A 16233-nucleotide genomic window follows, 5' to 3' on the forward strand; every position below is an offset into this window, starting at 1 on the left:
TCATCGGCTCCGGGCCGGCGGGATACACCGCAGCGCTCTACACCGCCCGCGCCGCCCTGAAGCCGCTGGTCTTCGAAGGCTCGGTGACCGCCGGCGGCGCGCTGATGAACACCACCGAGGTGGAGAACTTCCCCGGCTTCCGCGACGGCATCATGGGACCGGACCTGATGGACAACATGCGCGCCCAGGCCGAGCGGTTCGGCGCCGAACTGATCGCCGACGACATCACCGCCGTCGACCTCGAGGGCGAGATCAAGACCGTGACCGACTCGGCCGGCACCACCCACCGGGCCCGCGCCGTCATCGTCGCCACCGGATCGGCCTACCGCAAGCTCGGCCTGCCCCGGGAGGAGGAGCTGTCCGGCCGCGGAGTGTCCTGGTGCGCCACCTGCGACGGGTTCTTCTTCCGCAATCAGCACATCGCGGTGGTCGGCGGCGGTGACACCGCCATGGAGGAGGCCACCTTCCTGTCCCGCTTCGCCGAGAAGGTCACCGTCGTCCACCGCCGCGACACCCTGCGGGCCTCCAAGGCCATGCAGGAGCGGGCCTTCGCCGACGACAAGATCGAGTTCGCCTGGAACAGCGAGGTCGCCGAGCTGCACGCCGACGGCGGCAAGCTGTCCGGACTGACCCTGCGCGACACCACCACCGGCACCACCTCCCAGCTGCCGGTGACCGGGCTGTTCATCGCCATCGGCCACGATCCGCGCACCGAGCTGTTCCACGGCCAGCTCACCCTGGACGGCGAGGGCTATCTGACCGTGGACGCGCCTTCCACCCGCACCAACATTCCCGGGGTCTTCGCCGCCGGCGACGTGGTCGACCACACCTACCGCCAGGCCATCACCGCCGCCGGCACCGGCTGCTCGGCCGCCCTGGACGCCGAGCGCTATCTGGCCGCCCTGGTCGACGCCCCCGAGAAGCACCACGCCGAGCCGGAGAAGACCGACCGGGCCGCGGCCGCCGCCGCCCTCTGAGACCCCACCCCACCCCCACCCCTACACCGAGGTACAAGGAGATTCACCATGGCCACCGTGACCGCCACCGACGCCACGGAGGTTCTCCCGGCGAAATGACCTCGTGAGGTGACTCCGCCCAGGGGATTCCGCGAGCCGCGATGAGTCCTGCGGCGTTCGGCGGTCGTACTGTCGAACCCGTTACCGAGGAGGGCTTCCGATGCGCAGCGTGACCTACTCGATGGGCGTCTCACTTGACGGCTACATCGTCGGACCGGACGGCGACTTCGACTGGACGGCGCCCGACGAGGATGTCTTCCGCTTCTGGATCGACGAGATTCGAGAGGTCGGCGTTCACCTGTTGGGACGACGGCTGTACGAGACGATGCTGTACTGGGAGACCGCCGACCAGGACCCATCGCTGGACGACTCAATGCTCGAGTGGACCGCGCTCTGGAAGCCGCTCCCGAAGGTGGTGTTCTCGACCACGCTGCCGGCGGTGCAGGGCAACGCCCGCCTGGCCTCCGGCGGCCTGTCGGAGGAGATCGAGCGGTTGCGCGCCGAGCCGGGGGAGGGTGACATCGCGATCGGCGGCGCGACTCTCGCCGCCGAGGCGGCCGCGTCGGATCTGATCGACGAGTACCGGACCGTGGTCCACCCAGTGCTGGTCGGCGGTGGCATTCCGTTCTTTCCCCAACGCGAGCGCCGGGTGGACCTCGAACTCGTCGAGACCCGCACCTTCGGCTCGGGAGTCGTCTACCTCCGCTACCGGGACTATTCGCAGTGCACCGGGCTTCAGCCCGGTGGTGAAGCGAATCTGAGAGCTGCTCTGACCTCAGCTGTGGGCACGGATCTGCACTGTTCACCTCAGCCCGGGTCAGAGCGGCCGGTTCTGCTGCTCGATGTACTGCTTCACGATGCTGAGCGGCGCGCCGCCGACGGACCCGGCGAAGTACGAGCCGGACCACAGGCGCTGTGCCCGCCAGTAGTGGCGGACGAGGTCGGGGAACTCCTGGCGGAGCCTGCGGGAGGACACGCCTTTGAGGGAGTTCACCAGCCTGGACACGGCAACCTTCGGCGGGAAGTTCACGAGGAGATGGACGTGGTTGTTCTCGCCGTTGAACTCGACCAGCTCGGCCTCGAAGTCCTCGCACACGGCCCGCATGATCTCCTCGCACCGCGTCAAGTGCCGGTCAACGAAGACGGAGTGCCGGTACTTCGTCACGAAAACCAAGTGGACATGCATGCGGAAGACGCAGTGACGACCAGTACGAACGTTCTCATCGATACCCATAAACCAACTGTGTACCATGATCCGCATGCAGCTTCGGTACAGCTTCCGCTTGTACCCGAGCGTCGGTCAGCGCATGGCGTTGGCGAGGGCGTTCGGGTGTGCGCGGGTGGTCTACAACGACGCGCTTCGCGCTCGGGAGACCGCCCGCAGCGAGGGGCTGCCGTTCCCGAAGACCGGCGACCTGTCGAAGGCGCTGATCACCGAGGCGAAGAGCACCCCGGAGCGGGCGTGGCTCGGCGAGGTGTCGGCGGTCGTTCTCCAGCAGTCGCTGCGCGACCTGGACACCGCGTACCGGAACTTCTTCGACGGCCTGAAGGGCAAGCGCCCGCGCATGGGCGCGCCCCGGTACAAGTCGAAGAGGGACACCCGGCAGTCGGTCCGGTTCACGGCGAACGCCCGCTGGTCGATCACGCCGGGGCAGAAGCTGCGTCTGCCGAAGATCGGCGACGTCAAGGTGAAGTGGTCCCGCTCCCTGCCGTCGACGCCGTCCACGGTGACCGTGGTCAAGGACGCGGCAGGCCGGTACTTCGCGTCCTTCGTCGTGGAGACCGGCCCGGAGGAAGTCCTGCCCCAGGTCGCGCCCGAGGTGGGCATCGATCTCGGGCTCGGACACTTCGCGGTCCTCTCCGACGGGACGAAGATCGACAGCCCGCGCTTCCTGCGCCGGGCCGAAAAACGCCTGAAGAAGGCGCAGCGCTCCCTCTCTCGCAAGGAGAAGGGCAGCAAGAACCGGGACAAGGCCAGGATCCGCGTCGCACGGGCACACGCCCGTGTCGCGGACGCGCGCCGCGAGTTCCACCACCAGCTCTCCACACAGCTGATCCGCGACAACCAAGCGGTCGCCGTGGAGGACCTGGCGGTGAAGGGACTCGCGCGCACGCGCCTGGCCAAGTCCGTGCACGACGCCGGATGGTCGGCGTTCGTGAGCATGCTGGAGTACAAGGCCGCCCGGTACGGACGTACCTTCGTGAAGATCGGCCGGTTCGAGCCGACCTCCCGGGTGTGCTCCGTGTGCGGCGTCAAGGACGGCCCCAAGCCCCTCCACATCCGAGAGTGGACGTGCCAGGCGTGCGGGGCGGTCCTGGACCGGGACATCAACGCGGCGGTCAACGTCGCCAAGGCCGCCGGACTGGCGGCATCAGCCTGTGGAGCGCAGGTAAGACCGGGACTCGTCCCGGCACCGCGCGGCGAAGCAGGAACCCACTCGACACCGCAGCCTTCAACGGCGCGGTAGGCGGGAATCGCCGTCCTTCAGGGCAGCGAGGATGTCAACGCGTGGTGCGTTAGCCGGTTCGTCAACACCCGGTTGAACCGGGTATGCGAGGAGGCGGGTGGGCTGTCCGCCGGGCCGTGGCCGGGGGGTGCGGGGGGTGCGGCCAGGGGAGCGGTGGTGTCTCCCCCGGCCGTGGTGGTCCGGTGGAGGTCGGGCCGGGGGCGTCGTGTTCCTCACCGGTCCTGGGAGAGGGCGACGAGTTCGGCGAACAGGCCGCCGGAGTCGGCCAGTTCCTCGTACCGGCCCTGCTCGATCACGCGTCCCTCGCGCATGACGATGATGCGGTCGGCCAGGCGGGTGTTCTCCAGCTGGTGGGTGACGACGATGGTCATGCGCTCGGCGGCGATGCGTTTGATCTCCAGGAAGATCCGGTGTTCGCCGCGCGCGTCCATCTGGGAGGTCGGTTCGTCCAGGATCAACAGAGGGGTCTGCCGGTACAGGGCCCGGCCGCAGGCCAGGCGCTGCCACTGGCCGCCGGACAGCTCGGCGCCGCCCCACAGCTCCCTGGCCAGGAGGGTGTCGAGCCGGCGGGGCAGTTTCTCAACCGCCTCGCGCATGCCGACGGCGTCGACGGCCTTCCACACGGGGGCGTCGTCGTACGTCCGGGGCTGGCCGAGGGTGATGTTCTCGCGGGTGCGCAGGGGCCAGCAGGCGAAGTTCTGCGGGACGAGGGCAGTGCGTTTCCACACCGCGTCGGGGTCGGCGGCGGCGAGGTCGGTGCCGTCCCACAGGATGCGGCCCTTGTCGGGCAGGAGGATGCCGGTGATGAGCTTGACCAGGGTGGACTTGCCCGAGCCGTTCTCGCCGACGACGGCCAGGATCTCGCCGCGGCGCAGGGTGAGGGAGACGCCGGCGACGGCCGGCTCGTCCTTGCCGGGGTACTGGTAGCGGACCTCCTCCAGCCGGATCTCCTCCACCCGCTCGGGGATGGCCGCCCGGCCGCGCCGGGGCGCGCGGTCGGCGGCCAGGTCGAGGAAGGAGCGCATGTCGGCCAGGTAGAGCGAGGTGTGGAACATCGCGGCGCCGTGGACGACGAACTGGGAGAGCGCGGCCAGGGTGGTCTGGACGGCGACGACCGCGGTGGCGGCGACGGGCAGGGCCACTCGTCCGGTGATGGCCAGCCAGGCGAGAGTGGCCCAGGTACCCAGCAGGAACGTGCCGCCCAGGGCGCTGCTGGCCAGGGTGATGCGCAGCATGCGGGGCGCGGCGGTCAGGGTGCGCCGGTCGATCCGGTCCGACAGGGCGCGGTACCAGTGGACGAGGTAGCCGGTCATGCCGTTGGCGCGGACCTCGTCGCCGTGGCGGGGGTAGGTGGCCCACCAGCGCATCATGGAGCGCACGTTGCGGTCACCGACGTTGAGGTAGTGGGTCTCGTAGTCGACGCGGGCGGACAGCACGGCGCCGACGCCGGCGGGGATCACGGCCAGCAGGAGCAGGGGCAGCATCATCGGGTGCAGGGCGGTGATGACGCCGCCGGCGGCGGTCATGCGGATGAGGGCGGCCATGAACCGCTGGCTGTCCTGCACCATCAGCCGGGTGCGGGTGACTCCGACCTCGGCGGCCTCCTGCCGGTCGGCGAACCCGTCCTCGCCGTACGCGGAGGCCTCCACGCGGCATACGGCGGCCACCAGCGCGATGTCCGCCTCGGTCATCAGCCGCGGGGTGATCCGTCCGTCGGCGTAGGAGGCCAGGGCGCCGCTGATCCGGCCGAGTCCCGCGGCGGCCGTCACCACGGCCAGGGCGGGCAGCGCGCCGTGCAGGCGTTCGGACGCGGTGCCGGTGCCCAGGAGATGGGTCATGGCCTGCGCGGTGAACGCCAGGACGGTCGCGGCCGTGGCGCCGGCCAGCAGCTGGCAGGCCAGCAGGAGCACGACGCAGGATCTGTCGACGGCCCAGGTCATGCGCGCGGTGTGTCCGAGCACGGTGGGCAGACGCCGGCACATCGCCCCGAAACCGGCCTGGGCCAGCGGGTTCTTTCCGTGTTTGCCCTCGAAGGTGATGGTGGCCGGTGGTGGCGGGGGAGGCGTATCCGTATCCGTGTGCGTGGTCGGGGCGTTGGTCACCGTCATCTGCGTCTCTCCTCGCGGGTCGGCGCCGCACCCGGTTGGCATCGGCGATGCACGGCATAACGACGCGGCGACGGAACCGAACGCGCTCGATTTCGGACGTGTCGCACCCCTTGCGCGGCAAGGGGTGCGACCGCGCGACCGCCGTGCCGAAGCCCTCGCCTCGCGGCGGGAGTTGGCCGAATCGCCGGTACCCGAACCGCGCATCGTCCATGTCGAGGACCGGCGTGCCCCCGCGGGTTCTGCGCAGGGACGCGGCTGCTCCTCTCTGCGCCGGCCCGTGGCCGGGCGATGTCGAAGGCACTCACCTGCGTCCTCGTCACAGACACCGGCGTGCACGGCCGCCCCGGAGGCAAACCCACCTGGGGCCCGTCCGGCCATGCCGCGCCCGGGCGCCTGACCGCGCCGGCCCACCGCTGACCACGTCCCGGGGCTTTCGGTCCCTCGGCGAGGACGCGTGTGCGTGTGCGTGCCGCTCAGCGGGCCGCTTCGGGGTTTCGGCCGGGTGTGGTCGCGGCCCGTGCGGGGAGGGCGGTGAGCAGTGCGGCCGCGACCAGCAGCCCGCTCGTCCACAGCGGTCCGAGGACCCCGGCGGCGGTGGTGAGGGCAGCCGCGGCGATCAGGGGCCCGGTGGCCGCGCCGGTGTTGAGGGCGGCGGTGGCGTACGCCCCGGCCAGGGTGGGAGCGGCGGCGGCCTCGTACAGAACCCGGGTGATCAAGGTGGCGCCCAGCGCGAACGACAGCGCGCCCTGCACGAACACCAGGGCGAGCAGCACGGCCGGCCGCTCGGCCAGCAGCGCCAGGGCCGGCCAGCCGAGCAGCAGCAGCGGGCCGCCGACGGCGAGGACCGAGCCGGGGCGCCGGTCGGCCAGCCGTCCGGCGACGGTGACCCCGGCGAAGGAACCGGCGCCGAAGAGCACCAGGGCGACCGGTACCCACCACTCGCCCAGCCCGGCGGGGCCGGTCACCACCGGGGCGAGGAAGGTGAAACCGGCGAACGTGGCGGCGTTGACCAGTGCGCCCAGCAGCATCGCCCGCAGCAGCGGCACCCCGGTGAGCTGGGCGAACTCCACCCGCAGCGCCGGCCCGCCGCTTGTCTCCCGCCGCCCGCGGTCGGCCGGGACGCCGGTGAGGATACCGAGGGCCGCGGGCAGGCAGAGCACGGCCACGGCCCAGAACGCGGCCCGCCAGCCCAGCAGCGTGCCCAGCACCGATCCGCCGGGGACACCGGCGACTGTGGCCAGCGTGGTGCCGGACAGCAGCACGGCCAGCGCCCGCCCCTTCCGGTCGGCCGGGACCAGTGCGGCGGCGGCTGTCAGGGCAACGGCCAGGAATCCGGCGTTCGCCAGCGCGGCGACGATCCGGGTGGCGAACAGCACCGGGAAGCTGGCGGTGACGGCGCCCACGGCGTGGGCCGCCGCGAAGGTGAGGGTGAACCCGAGCAGGGTGGCGCGCCGGGGCCAGGCGCGGGCCAGCGCGGCCATCAGGGGGGCGCCGACGGCCATGCCGACCGCGAAGGCCGAGGTGAGCGTGCCCGCCGCCCCGACCGTGACGCCGAGATCGGCGGCGAGGTCCGGCAGGAGGCCGGCGAGCATGAATTCGGAGGTGCCCATGGCGAAGACGGCCAGGGCGAGCAGATACAGCGCGAGAGGCATCGAGTGGCTCCGGGGTGAGGAGAGGTACGAGAGGAGGTCATCTCGTCACCGCGGCCGCCCCCAAGGCACGCGCGCGCCCGGCCGCGGAACGCGGCGGGACGGCGGAGAGCTGCGGACTCAGTGGTGCAGGGGGCTGACGGCGTGACCGAAAGCCCCCACCCTGTCCGACTCAGGACTCGACATGGCCCGCACGTTACCCGGTCGGCGCCCGCCGGAGCACCCCGGTTTCACCGCCGCAGGCCCGTGCCACCGATGTCATGGCCTGCGACAACCAGGGTCTGCTCCAAGTCCGGATCACTGGCCACCACCCAGCGCTGTCCGCACCCGGATCCGCGGTCGATCACCGAGGCGGGCCGCTCGCTCAGCGCCCACCCGGCGGTGGCGGCCGGCCCGCCGAAGCCGCCGGGGGCGGTACGCCGGGTGTTGTAGGCATCCCACAATCGGGTGGAGAACCCAGGCGATCTTGGTCCCCAAGGAAACGTGCTCTGATCTGCGGTTTCTTCCCGCGGCTGGTCCCCAAGTGGTCCCCAAGGGGGCGGCGGCGCCTCGGTCGGCCTGGTGTTCCGTCAGACGAAGAAAGGCGCTCCGACCTGGGATTTCTCCCCGGCCGAAGCGCCTTCCGACAGTGTCGGGACGACAGGATTTGAACCTGCGACCCCTTGACCCCCAGTCAAGTGCGCTACCAAGCTGCGCCACGTCCCGATGCTCTCCCGGTTCGGGATCTTGTCCCTCGCCGTTCGCGCACAGAAACCATACCGCATTCCGGGGAGTGCTCGCTCACCCCTCGGGGGCCGGGGCCGGAAGATCATCTTCGTTCCCGGCCGGGCCCTGGGAAGCCGACTTCGTCACCCACCGTGTGCGGCGGTGTGCCCCGTCGGCCGGAAGGACAGGTGCGTACGAGGGGGCGGCCCTGTCGGTGGTGGGGGAGGGGCGGGCGGCGGCGGAAGGCCGCGGCAGGGGCCGGGGCCGGGGCCGGGACGGGTTTGCCGGGACGCAGGTGGGAAACGCGGTTGCCCTGGTCGTTGGTCCCGAGGACTGGAGTCGCACGTGAGCCGTTCCCGGATTGTGATCGTCGGAGCCGGGTTCGCCGGTTACCAGACCGCCAGGACGCTGTCGCGGAAGCTCCGCGGGGCGGCCGAGATCGTGCTGGTGAACCCGAACGACTACTTCCTGTACCTGCCGCTGCTGCCCGAGGTGTCGGCCGGGCTCCTGGAGGCCCGCCGGGTCTCGGTGTCGCTGGCCGGGACGCTGCCGAAGGTGCGGCTGGTGCTGGGAGAGGTGCACGGCGTGGACCTCGACGGGCGTTCGATCACCTACACCGACCCCGAGGGGGCCGAGAAGAGTCTGGGCTACGACCGGCTCGTCCTCACCGTCGGAAGCGTGAACAAGCTGCTGCCCATTCCCGGGGTGGCCGAGCACGCGGTCGGGTTCCGGGGCATGCCGGAGGCGCTGTATCTGCGCGACCACATCAGCCGGCAGGTCGCCCTCGCCGCCAACGCCGAGGACCCGGAGGAGTGCCGGGCGCGCACCACCTTCGTGGTCGTCGGCGCGGGTTACACCGGAACCGAGGTGGCCGCCCACGGCAAGATGTTCACCGATTCCCTGGCCCGCCAGCACGCCCGCAGCGCCACGGGGATGCGGGCCGACGCCCGGCCCCGCTGGATGCTGCTGGACATCGCGGACCGGGTGCTGCCGGGCCTGGACGAGAAGCTGGCGCAGACCGCCGACCGGGTGCTGCGCAAACGCGGGGTGGAGGTGCGCACGGGGACCTCGGTGAAGGAGGCCACCGAGGACGGCGTCCTCCTGGACACCGGGGAGTTCGTCCCCACCCGGTCGCTGATCTGGTGCGTCGGGGTGCGGCCCGACCCGCTGGTGGAGCAGCTCGGCCTGCCGACCGAGAAGGGGCGGCTGATCGTCGACGAGTACCTGAACGTCCCCGGCCACCCCGAGGTGTTCGCCTGCGGCGACGCCGCGGCGGTGCCGGACCTGACCGACCCCGGCCAGTACACGGCGATGACCGCCCAGCACGCGCACCGGCAGGGCAAGACGGCCGCGAACAACGTCATGGCCTCCTACGGGGTCGGCGCCCGTCGCCCCTACAAGCACAGCGACCTCGGCTTCGTCGTGGATCTCGGCGGGGTGCAGGCCGCGGCCAACCCCTTCGGCATTCCGCTGTCCGGCCCGGTCGCCAACCTCGTCACCCGCGGCTACCACCTCGCGGCGATGCCGGGCAACCGGATCCGGGTGGCCGCCGACTGGGCGCTGGACGCCGTGCTGCGGCGGCAGGCCGTCCAGCTCGGCGTGCTGGACGCCTGGTCGGTGCCGCTGGACACCGCCTCGCCCGAGACGGCCCGGCTGCGCGGCTGACGGCCGCCCTCACGGCGTGTCCGCGTCCGTGCTGTCCGCGTCCGTGCTGTCCGTGCTCGTGTCCGCGTCCGAGGGCCGCCGGGAGACCGGTGGCCCGTAGGGGCCGATCAGCTCGCGGTCCCACCACGCCCCGGTGGAGCGCAGCTCCCGCCAGGTGGTGAAGCGGTAGCGGTACAGCAGGGCCCGTACGTGGACGGGAGGGGCGCCGGGGAAGGGGTTGGAGCGCAGCAGCCGCAGGGTGTCGGGGTCGTTCTCCAGCAGCCTGTGCAGCAGCCGGGTGAACCAGGGCGCCGCGTAGGAGGGCGAGAGCGCGGCGAACCACATCAGCCAGTCCAGCCTCAGGTGGTACGGCGCGTACTGGCGCGGCAGCCGGCGCACGTCCCCCGGCTTGCCCCTGAAGCCGTACTCGCGCCAGCGCGTGGCATCGGTGATCCGCTCCTCGTCGGTGCCCTCGATCACCACCTCGTGCCGCACGCGTGTCACGCTGCCGAAGGCACCGTAGGTGTTGACCAGGTGGAGCCGGTCGAAGGAGGCGTTCATCCGCTGGCGGCGCGAGAGCAGGTTGCGCGCGGGCCGGTAGCTGAGCACCGACACCAGCGCGGTCGCGGCGATGACGGCGGCACCGAACCACAGGGGCGTGGGGCCGTGGGCGGGGGCGTCGACGACCGCGGAGCCGTCGATCGCGGAGAAGGCCAGCACAACCGTCAGCCAGTTGAGCCAGGCGAAGTTGCCGGACGCCACCAGCCACAGCTGGGTGACGACCACGGCCAGTCCGGCGGCGCCCGCCACCGGCTGGGGGAGGAACAGCAGGAAGGGGATGACGAGCTGGGTGACGTGGTTGGCGGCCGCCTCCACCCGGTGCAGCGGGCGCGGCAGCCGGTGGAAGAACCAGCTCAGCGGACCCGGCATCGGCTGGGTCTCGTGGTGGTACTCCAGGCAGGTCAGCCTGCGCCAGCACGGATCGCCGCGCCACTTGATCAGCCCCGCGCCGAACTCCACCCGGAACAGCAGCCAGCGCAGCAGGACAAGGGTGAGCAGCGGCGGGGCGACGTCGGCGTTGCCGAGGAAGACGACCAGGAAGCCGGCCTCCAGCAGCAGCGACTCCCAGCCGAACGCGTACCAGGTCTGCCCGACGTTCACGATCGACAGGTACAGCACCCACAGCAGCGCCCACATCGCCATGGACACCGCCAGCGGCACCCGGTCGGCGGCACCCAGCAGCACCGCCGCCGACAGTGCCGTGCCCAGCCAGGCCGCGGAGGCGAAGAGGCGGTCGGAGTAGCGCAGGTGGAACAGGCCGGGGGAGTCGCGGAAGGGCACCCGGCGCAGGAAGTCCGGGGCCGGGGTCAGACCCCGCTCGCCGAACAGCGCCCGGAACTGCAGCGCCGCCGAGACGAAGGCGACGAGGTAGACGGCGGCCAGGCCCCGCTGGAGGACCAGGCGGCTCAGCCAGTAGTCGGGTGCCGCGAACCATTCCCACTCCATGGCGCAGACGTGTACCACCGGGGCCCACCGTCATGCGGCGGGCCCCGGTGGCCGCACACGCGGTCGCGCGGGTGGGCGTACGGGCGGGCGCGGGGCCGTACGGGCCCGCTCAGCGCTCCAGCAGGAGGGCCTGCCCCTGGCCGACTCCGATGCACAGGGCGGCGAGGCCGGTGCGGGCGCCGGTGGCGGCCAGGTGGTGGGCGACGGCGCCGGCCAGACGGGCGCCGGAGGCGCCCAGCGGGTGGCCGAGGGCGATGGCGCCGCCGTGGGGGTTGACGACGGCGGGGTCGAGGTCGGGCCATTCGGCCAGGCAGCCCAGGACCTGGGCGGCGAAGGCCTCGTTGAGTTCGACGACGTCCAGGTCGGAGAAGGCGCGGCCGGCCCTGTCCAGCGCGCGGGTCACGGCCTGGACGGGGCCGAGACCGAAGAGGTTGGGTTCGATGGCGGTGGTGGCGGAGGCGCCGATGCGGGCCAGGGGGGCGCGGCCGGTGGCTTTCAGGCCGGCCTCGTCGGTGAGCAGGAGGGCGGCGGCGCCGTCGTTGAGGGGGGAGGAGTTGCCGGCGGTGACGGTGCCGCCGTCGGTGCGGAAGGCGGGCTTGAGCTTGGCCAGCGCCTCCATCGAGGTGGCCTCGCGAATGGACTCGTCGCGGGCCAGGTCGGTGCCGGGAACGGGCACGGTCTGGGCGTCGTGGGCGCCCTCGGCCCAGGCTGCGGCGGCCTTGCGGTGGCCGGCCAGCGCGTAGGCGTCCTGGGCCTCGCGGGTGATGGCGTGCTTGTCGGCGACCTGCTCGGCGCCCTCGCCCAGGGAGACGGTCCACTCGGGGGGCATGGCGGGGTTGGTCATGCGCCAGCCCAGGGTGGTGGAGTACATCTGCTGGTGCCCGGCCGGGAAACCGCGTTCGGGCTTGGGCAGCACCCAGGGGGCCCGGGACATGGACTCCACGCCGCCGGCGATGGCGACGGAGGCGTCGCCGCAGGCGATGGCGCGGGCCGCGTGGAGGACGGCTTCCAGACCGGAGGCGCACAGCCGGTTGACGGTCACACCGGGGACGGTGACGGGGAGGCCGGCCAGGAGGGCGGCCATGCGGGCGACGTTGCGGTTCTCCTCGCCGGCGCCGTTGGCGTTGCCGAAGACGACGTCGTCGATTCGGGCGGGGTCGAGGTCGGGGGTGCGGTCGACCAGGGCGCGGATGACGTGGGCGGCCAGGTCGTCGGGGCGGACCCGGGCCAGTGCTCCGCCGTACCGGCCGATCGGGGTGCGCACCGCATCGACGACATACACATCACGCAGGAGATCGTTGGCCATGGCAGCGATCCTGGCAGGACGGCCGTCCGATGACCAGAAGCGGTCGGCACACATGGCCGATCCCACACCCGTTGCCCCGGACGGGTGGGCACGGGCACCGGATCCTTACGAATCGCTGACGCGCCCGGCCGGTGACGGGCACGACCCCCGGACCGGTCCTAGCGTGGCCGTATGCGCGTACTGGTCACCGGAGGAGCGGGCTTCATCGGCTCGCACGTCGTCGACGCCCTGCGAGCGGCGGGCCACGAGCCCGCCGTGCTCGACACCGCGGCCGGCGAGGGCGGGACGAGGGCCGACGTCCGCGACGCGGCGGCGGTGGCGCGGGCCCTGCGCGGGGTGGACGCCGTCTGCCACCAGGCCGCGATGGTCGGTCTGGGCAGGGACTTCGCGGACGCCCCCGCGTACGTGGGCGCCAACGACCTGGGCACCGCCGTGCTGCTGGCCGAGGCGGCCCGGGCGGGTGTGCGGCGCCTGGTGCTGGCCGGGTCGATGGTCGTGTACGGCGAGGGGCGGTACGTCTGTCCCCGTCACGGCGCGGTGCGGCCCGGTCCCCGTTCGCCGCGCGACCTGGACGCGGGCCGTTTCGAGCCGCCCTGCCCCGGGTGCGGCGCCGCCCTGGAGCCCGGCCTGGTGGACGAGGACGCACCCGCCGACCCGCGCAACGTCTACGCCGCCACCAAGCTGGCGCAGGAGCACCTGGCGGCGGCCTGGGCCCGCGCCACCGGCGGCCGGGCCGTCAGCCTGCGCTACCACAACGTCTACGGCGACGGGATGCCCCGCGACACCCCCTACGCGGGCGTGGCCTCCTTCTTCCGCTCCGCGCTCGAGCGCGGCGAGCCGCCGCGGGTGTACGAGGACGGCGCGCAGCGCCGGGACTTCGTCCACGTCCGCGATGTCGCCGCGGCCAACGTGGCGGTCCTGGAGGCGCTCGGCGAGCGGTCGGAGGGGACGCTGCGCGCCTACAACACCGGCAGCGGCGAGCCGCACACCGTCGGCGAGATGGCCCGCGCGCTGGCCGCGGCGTACGGCGGGCCCGAGCCGGTGGTGACGGGGGAGTACCGGCTGGGGGACGTACGGCACATCACCGCCTCCTCCGAGCGGCTGCGCCGGGAACTGGGCTGGAGGCCGGAGGTCGGTTTCGGCGAGGGGATGGCACGCTTCGCGAGGGAGCCGCTGGGGCGGGCGCCGAGGCAGCCGCAGCCGGCAGGGTGACCTCGAAGCGGCAGCCGCCGGGGACGTTGCGCACCGAGGCGCGCCCGGAGTGCGCCTCGACGATGCCGCGCACGATGGCCAGCCCGAGCCCCGCCCCGGCCGGGGGCGTGCGGGCGCCGTTGCCGCGCCAGCCGGTGTCGAAGACGCGCGGCAGGTCCTCGGGCGGGATGCCGCCGCAGCCGTCGGTCACCGACAGCACCACCGCGTCCTCCTCGCGGCGGGCGGCGACCGCCACGGTGCCGTCGGCCGGTGTGCGGTGGATGGCGTTGACCAGGAGGTTGGCCAGCACGCGGGTCATCTCCCCGCCGTCCACCTCCACGGGGACGGCCTCCACGCCGTCGTCGGCCAGCCGCACGCCGCGCTCGGCGGCCAGCGGGTCGGCGCCCGCGATGGCGTCGCTGACCAGGTCGTAGACCGACATCCGGGTGGGGACGAGGGCGAGCGATCCGGCCTGGATGCGGGAGAGTTCGAACAGGTCGCCGACCATCGCGCCCATCCGCTCGACCTCGTCGCGGATCCGCCGGTGGTAGCGGCCGGGGTCCTCGGCGACGCCGTCCTCCAGCGCCTCGGCCATGGCGCGCAGCCCGGCCAGCGGGGAACGCAGGTCGTGGCTGATCCAGGCGACCAGCTCGCGCCGGGACGCCTCCAGGGCGCGCTCCCGCTCGCGGGCGGCGGTCAGGGAGGCGCCGGCCTCGGCCAGCTGGCTTGCCAGAGAGGCGAGTTCGGCGGGCATGGGGGAAGGGGGCGGGGTGAAGCCGCCGTCCTCCCCCAGGGTGCGGGCGGCCCGCTCCAGCGCGTGGTGCCCGGCGATCAGCCGGCGTCCCAGCAGCAGCGCGGTGAGGGCGGACGCGGCGGCGGCCATCGCGCACACGGTCGTCACCACGGTCAGGTCGTGCCGGTTGAGGAACATCGCCCAGGCCACCGAGAGCGTCCCCGCCAGCATCGCGCCGATCGCGACGGCGGCCAGGACGGCGAGGGAGGCGGCCACCGAGCGACGGCGCAGCGCGCGCAGCGCCAGCGCGCCCGCCAGCCCGGCCGCGGCGGCGCCGGCCGCGGCGTACAGGGCGATGATCAGCAGATCGCGCATGCCGCTCAGCTCCCTTCGGGCGCGGCATCCGGCGCGCCGTCGAAGCGGTAGCCCACGCCCCACACCGTGGTGATCAGCCGGGGCCGGGCCGGGTCGGCCTCCACCTTGTGGCGCAGCCGCCGTACGTGCACGGTCACGGTCGACAGGTCGCCGAAGTCCCAGCCCCACACCGCCGACATCAGCTCCTCGCGGCCGAAGGCCCGGCCAGGATGGCGCAGGAGGTACGCCAGCAGGTCGAACTCGCGCAGCGTCAGGGAGAGCGGCCCGCGCCCGTCACGGGCGGTCCGCGCGGCCGGGTCCAGGGTGATGCCGCCGCCGTGCAGCAGCGGTCCGGCGGCGGGCGGTGCGCCGGCCCGGCGCAGCACCGAGGCCACCCGCAGCACCAGCTCGCGGGGGCTGAACGGCTTGGTGACGTAGTCGTCCGCGCCGACCTCCAGGCCCAGGACGCGGTCCTCCTCGTCGCCGCGCGCGGTGAGCATCACCACCGGCACCGGGCCGGACGCGCGCAGCCTGCGGCAGACCTCCAGCCCGTCCAGGCCCGGCAGCATCAGGTCCAGGACGACCAGGTCGGGCGGTGCGGCGCGGGCGCGGGCCAGGGCGCCGGGGCCGTCGGCCGCCCGGTCCACGGTGAAACCCGCGCGGCCGAGGTAGCCGGTCACGACCTCGGTGACGGTCGGGTCGTCGTCGACGATGAGCACACGGTGGGGCGGGGCGGCGGGCTGGGGCGGGACGGCGGCCATGGAGGGGAGTGTGGCACCGGCCGTCCGGCCGTGTCGCCGGGCGGGGACGGGCGGTCGGAGGGCGTCCGCGTTTCGTAAGGTCGGCTGACCGGAATGCCGGTTTTGCTCTCGTAAGGTGAGGGAGATGACCGACCCCGCAATCCCCCTCGGGGAGATCGTGCTGCCCTGTCTGAACGAGGCCCGGGCGCTGCCCTGGGTGCTGTCCCGGATCCCGGACGGCTGGCGGGCCGTCGTCGTCGACAACGGCTCGACGGACGGCTCGGCCGGCATCGCCCGCGACCTCGGGGCCCGTGTGGTGCACGAGCCGCGCCGCGGCTTCGGCGCCGCCTGCCACGCCGGGCTGCTGGCCGCCGAGGCCGAGATCGTCGCCTTCTGCGACTGCGACGCCTCCCTCGACCCCGGCGCGGCCGAACGGATCGCCGCCCCCGTACGGCAGGGCTCCGCCGACCTCGTCCTGGCCCGCCGCAGACCCACCGGGCGCGGCGCCTGGCCGCTGCACGCGCGGGCCGGGAACCTCGCGCTGGCCCGGATGGTGCGGCGGCGCACGGGACTGGGACTGCGCGACCTGGGACCGCTGCGGGCGGCCCGGCGCCGCGCCCTGCTGGAACTGGGGCTGACCGACCGGCGCAGCGGCTACCCCCTCCAGATGGTGGTCCGTGCCGCCGACGCCGGATGGCGGGTGGAGGAGACCGAGGTGCCCTACCGGCCGCGCACGGGCCGCTCGAAGGTCACCGGCACCTGGCGCGGCACCTGGCAGACCGTCCACGACATGCGGAAGGTACTGCGGTGAGC

The 16233-nt window shown here is 73.2% G+C and carries 12 protein-coding genes, 1 tRNA gene and 2 pseudogenes; 6 read left to right on the forward strand and 9 right to left on the reverse strand.

What is annotated here, in order from left to right:
- Positions 1-2 precede the first annotated feature (2 nt).
- Both trxB and BM237_RS14360 read left to right on the forward strand, forming a co-directional pair.
- Positions 3-977, forward strand: coding sequence for a thioredoxin-disulfide reductase (gene trxB / locus BM237_RS14355; RefSeq protein ID WP_093850037.1), 975 nt, complete (start codon positions 3-5; stop codon positions 975-977).
- A gap of 199 nt (positions 978-1176) precedes the next feature.
- Positions 1177-1728: pseudogene (locus BM237_RS14360) on the forward strand (dihydrofolate reductase family protein); the annotation flags it as partial.
- A 105-nt stretch (positions 1729-1833) separates the two neighbouring features.
- On the opposite strand, the gene tnpA reads toward BM237_RS14360, so the two are convergent.
- Positions 1834-2250 (reverse strand): IS200/IS605 family transposase, encoded by a 417-nt coding sequence (gene tnpA, locus BM237_RS14365; protein WP_093850225.1) that lies wholly within the window; start codon positions 2248-2250, stop codon positions 1834-1836.
- Positions 2251-2275: 25 nt separating this feature from the next.
- Here tnpA and BM237_RS14370 point away from each other — a divergent pair, with 25 nt between their 5' ends.
- Positions 2276-3484, forward strand: coding sequence for an RNA-guided endonuclease InsQ/TnpB family protein (locus tag BM237_RS14370; protein ID WP_093850226.1), 1209 nt, complete (start codon positions 2276-2278; stop codon positions 3482-3484).
- Positions 3485-3696: 212 nt separating this feature from the next.
- Here the strand turns inward: BM237_RS14370 and BM237_RS14375 are convergent, their stop codons facing one another.
- The 4 genes from BM237_RS14375 to BM237_RS14395 all read right to left on the reverse strand — a co-directional run bounded on the left by BM237_RS14375 (position 3697) and on the right by BM237_RS14395 (position 7946).
- Positions 3697-5592, reverse strand: coding sequence for an ATP-binding cassette domain-containing protein (locus BM237_RS14375; protein WP_093850038.1), 1896 nt, complete (start codon positions 5590-5592; stop codon positions 3697-3699).
- Positions 5593-6065: 473 nt separating this feature from the next.
- Positions 6066-7244, reverse strand: a complete 1179-nt coding sequence (locus BM237_RS14385) for a Cmx/CmrA family chloramphenicol efflux MFS transporter (protein ID WP_093850039.1) — start codon at positions 7242-7244, stop codon at positions 6066-6068.
- A gap of 227 nt (positions 7245-7471) precedes the next feature.
- The gene (locus tag BM237_RS29335; RefSeq protein ID WP_093850040.1) at positions 7472-7684 is read right to left on the reverse strand and encodes a hypothetical protein; all 213 of its coding nucleotides are present in this window, start codon (positions 7682-7684) and stop codon (positions 7472-7474) included.
- Between the two features lie 188 nt (positions 7685-7872).
- A tRNA-Pro gene (locus BM237_RS14395) sits at positions 7873-7946 on the reverse strand.
- 345 nt (positions 7947-8291) lie between these two features.
- On the opposite strand from BM237_RS14395, the gene BM237_RS14400 reads away from it, so the two are divergent.
- The gene (locus BM237_RS14400) at positions 8292-9611 is read left to right on the forward strand and encodes an NAD(P)/FAD-dependent oxidoreductase (RefSeq protein WP_093850041.1); all 1320 of its coding nucleotides are present in this window, start codon (positions 8292-8294) and stop codon (positions 9609-9611) included.
- 9 nt (positions 9612-9620) lie between these two features.
- Here BM237_RS14400 and BM237_RS14405 read toward each other — a convergent pair whose 3' ends face one another.
- Positions 9621-11096, reverse strand: coding sequence for a lipase maturation factor family protein (locus tag BM237_RS14405; protein ID WP_093850042.1), 1476 nt, complete (start codon positions 11094-11096; stop codon positions 9621-9623).
- A 109-nt stretch (positions 11097-11205) separates the two neighbouring features.
- Positions 11206-12402 (reverse strand): thiolase family protein, encoded by a 1197-nt coding sequence (locus BM237_RS14410; protein WP_093850043.1) that lies wholly within the window; start codon positions 12400-12402, stop codon positions 11206-11208.
- Positions 12403-12573: 171 nt separating this feature from the next.
- Here BM237_RS14410 and BM237_RS14415 point away from each other — a divergent pair, with 171 nt between their 5' ends.
- Positions 12574-13614 carry an NAD-dependent epimerase/dehydratase family protein gene (locus BM237_RS14415; RefSeq protein ID WP_093850044.1) on the forward strand — a complete coding sequence of 347 codons (1041 nt, stop codon included), beginning with the start codon at positions 12574-12576 and terminating at the stop codon, positions 13612-13614.
- Here BM237_RS14415 and BM237_RS14420 read toward each other — a convergent pair.
- A pseudogene (locus BM237_RS14420) lies at positions 13598-14701 on the reverse strand (sensor histidine kinase); the annotation flags it as partial. The gene BM237_RS14415 and the pseudogene BM237_RS14420 sit on opposite strands and share 17 nt — an antisense overlap.
- A gap of 5 nt (positions 14702-14706) precedes the next feature.
- Complete coding sequence (locus BM237_RS14425) at positions 14707-15441, reverse strand: response regulator transcription factor (RefSeq protein WP_093850045.1); 735 nt, start codon at positions 15439-15441, stop codon at positions 14707-14709.
- Positions 15442-15565: 124 nt separating this feature from the next.
- On the opposite strand from BM237_RS14425, the gene BM237_RS14430 reads away from it, so the two are divergent.
- Positions 15566-16231, forward strand: coding sequence for a glycosyltransferase family 2 protein (locus tag BM237_RS14430; protein ID WP_093850046.1), 666 nt, complete (start codon positions 15566-15568; stop codon positions 16229-16231).
- Positions 16232-16233 lie beyond the last annotated feature (2 nt).

The sequence above is a fragment of the Streptomyces mangrovi genome (genome assembly GCF_900114215.1).
Taxonomy (GTDB): Bacteria; Actinomycetota; Actinomycetes; order Streptomycetales; family Streptomycetaceae; genus Streptomyces; species Streptomyces barkulensis.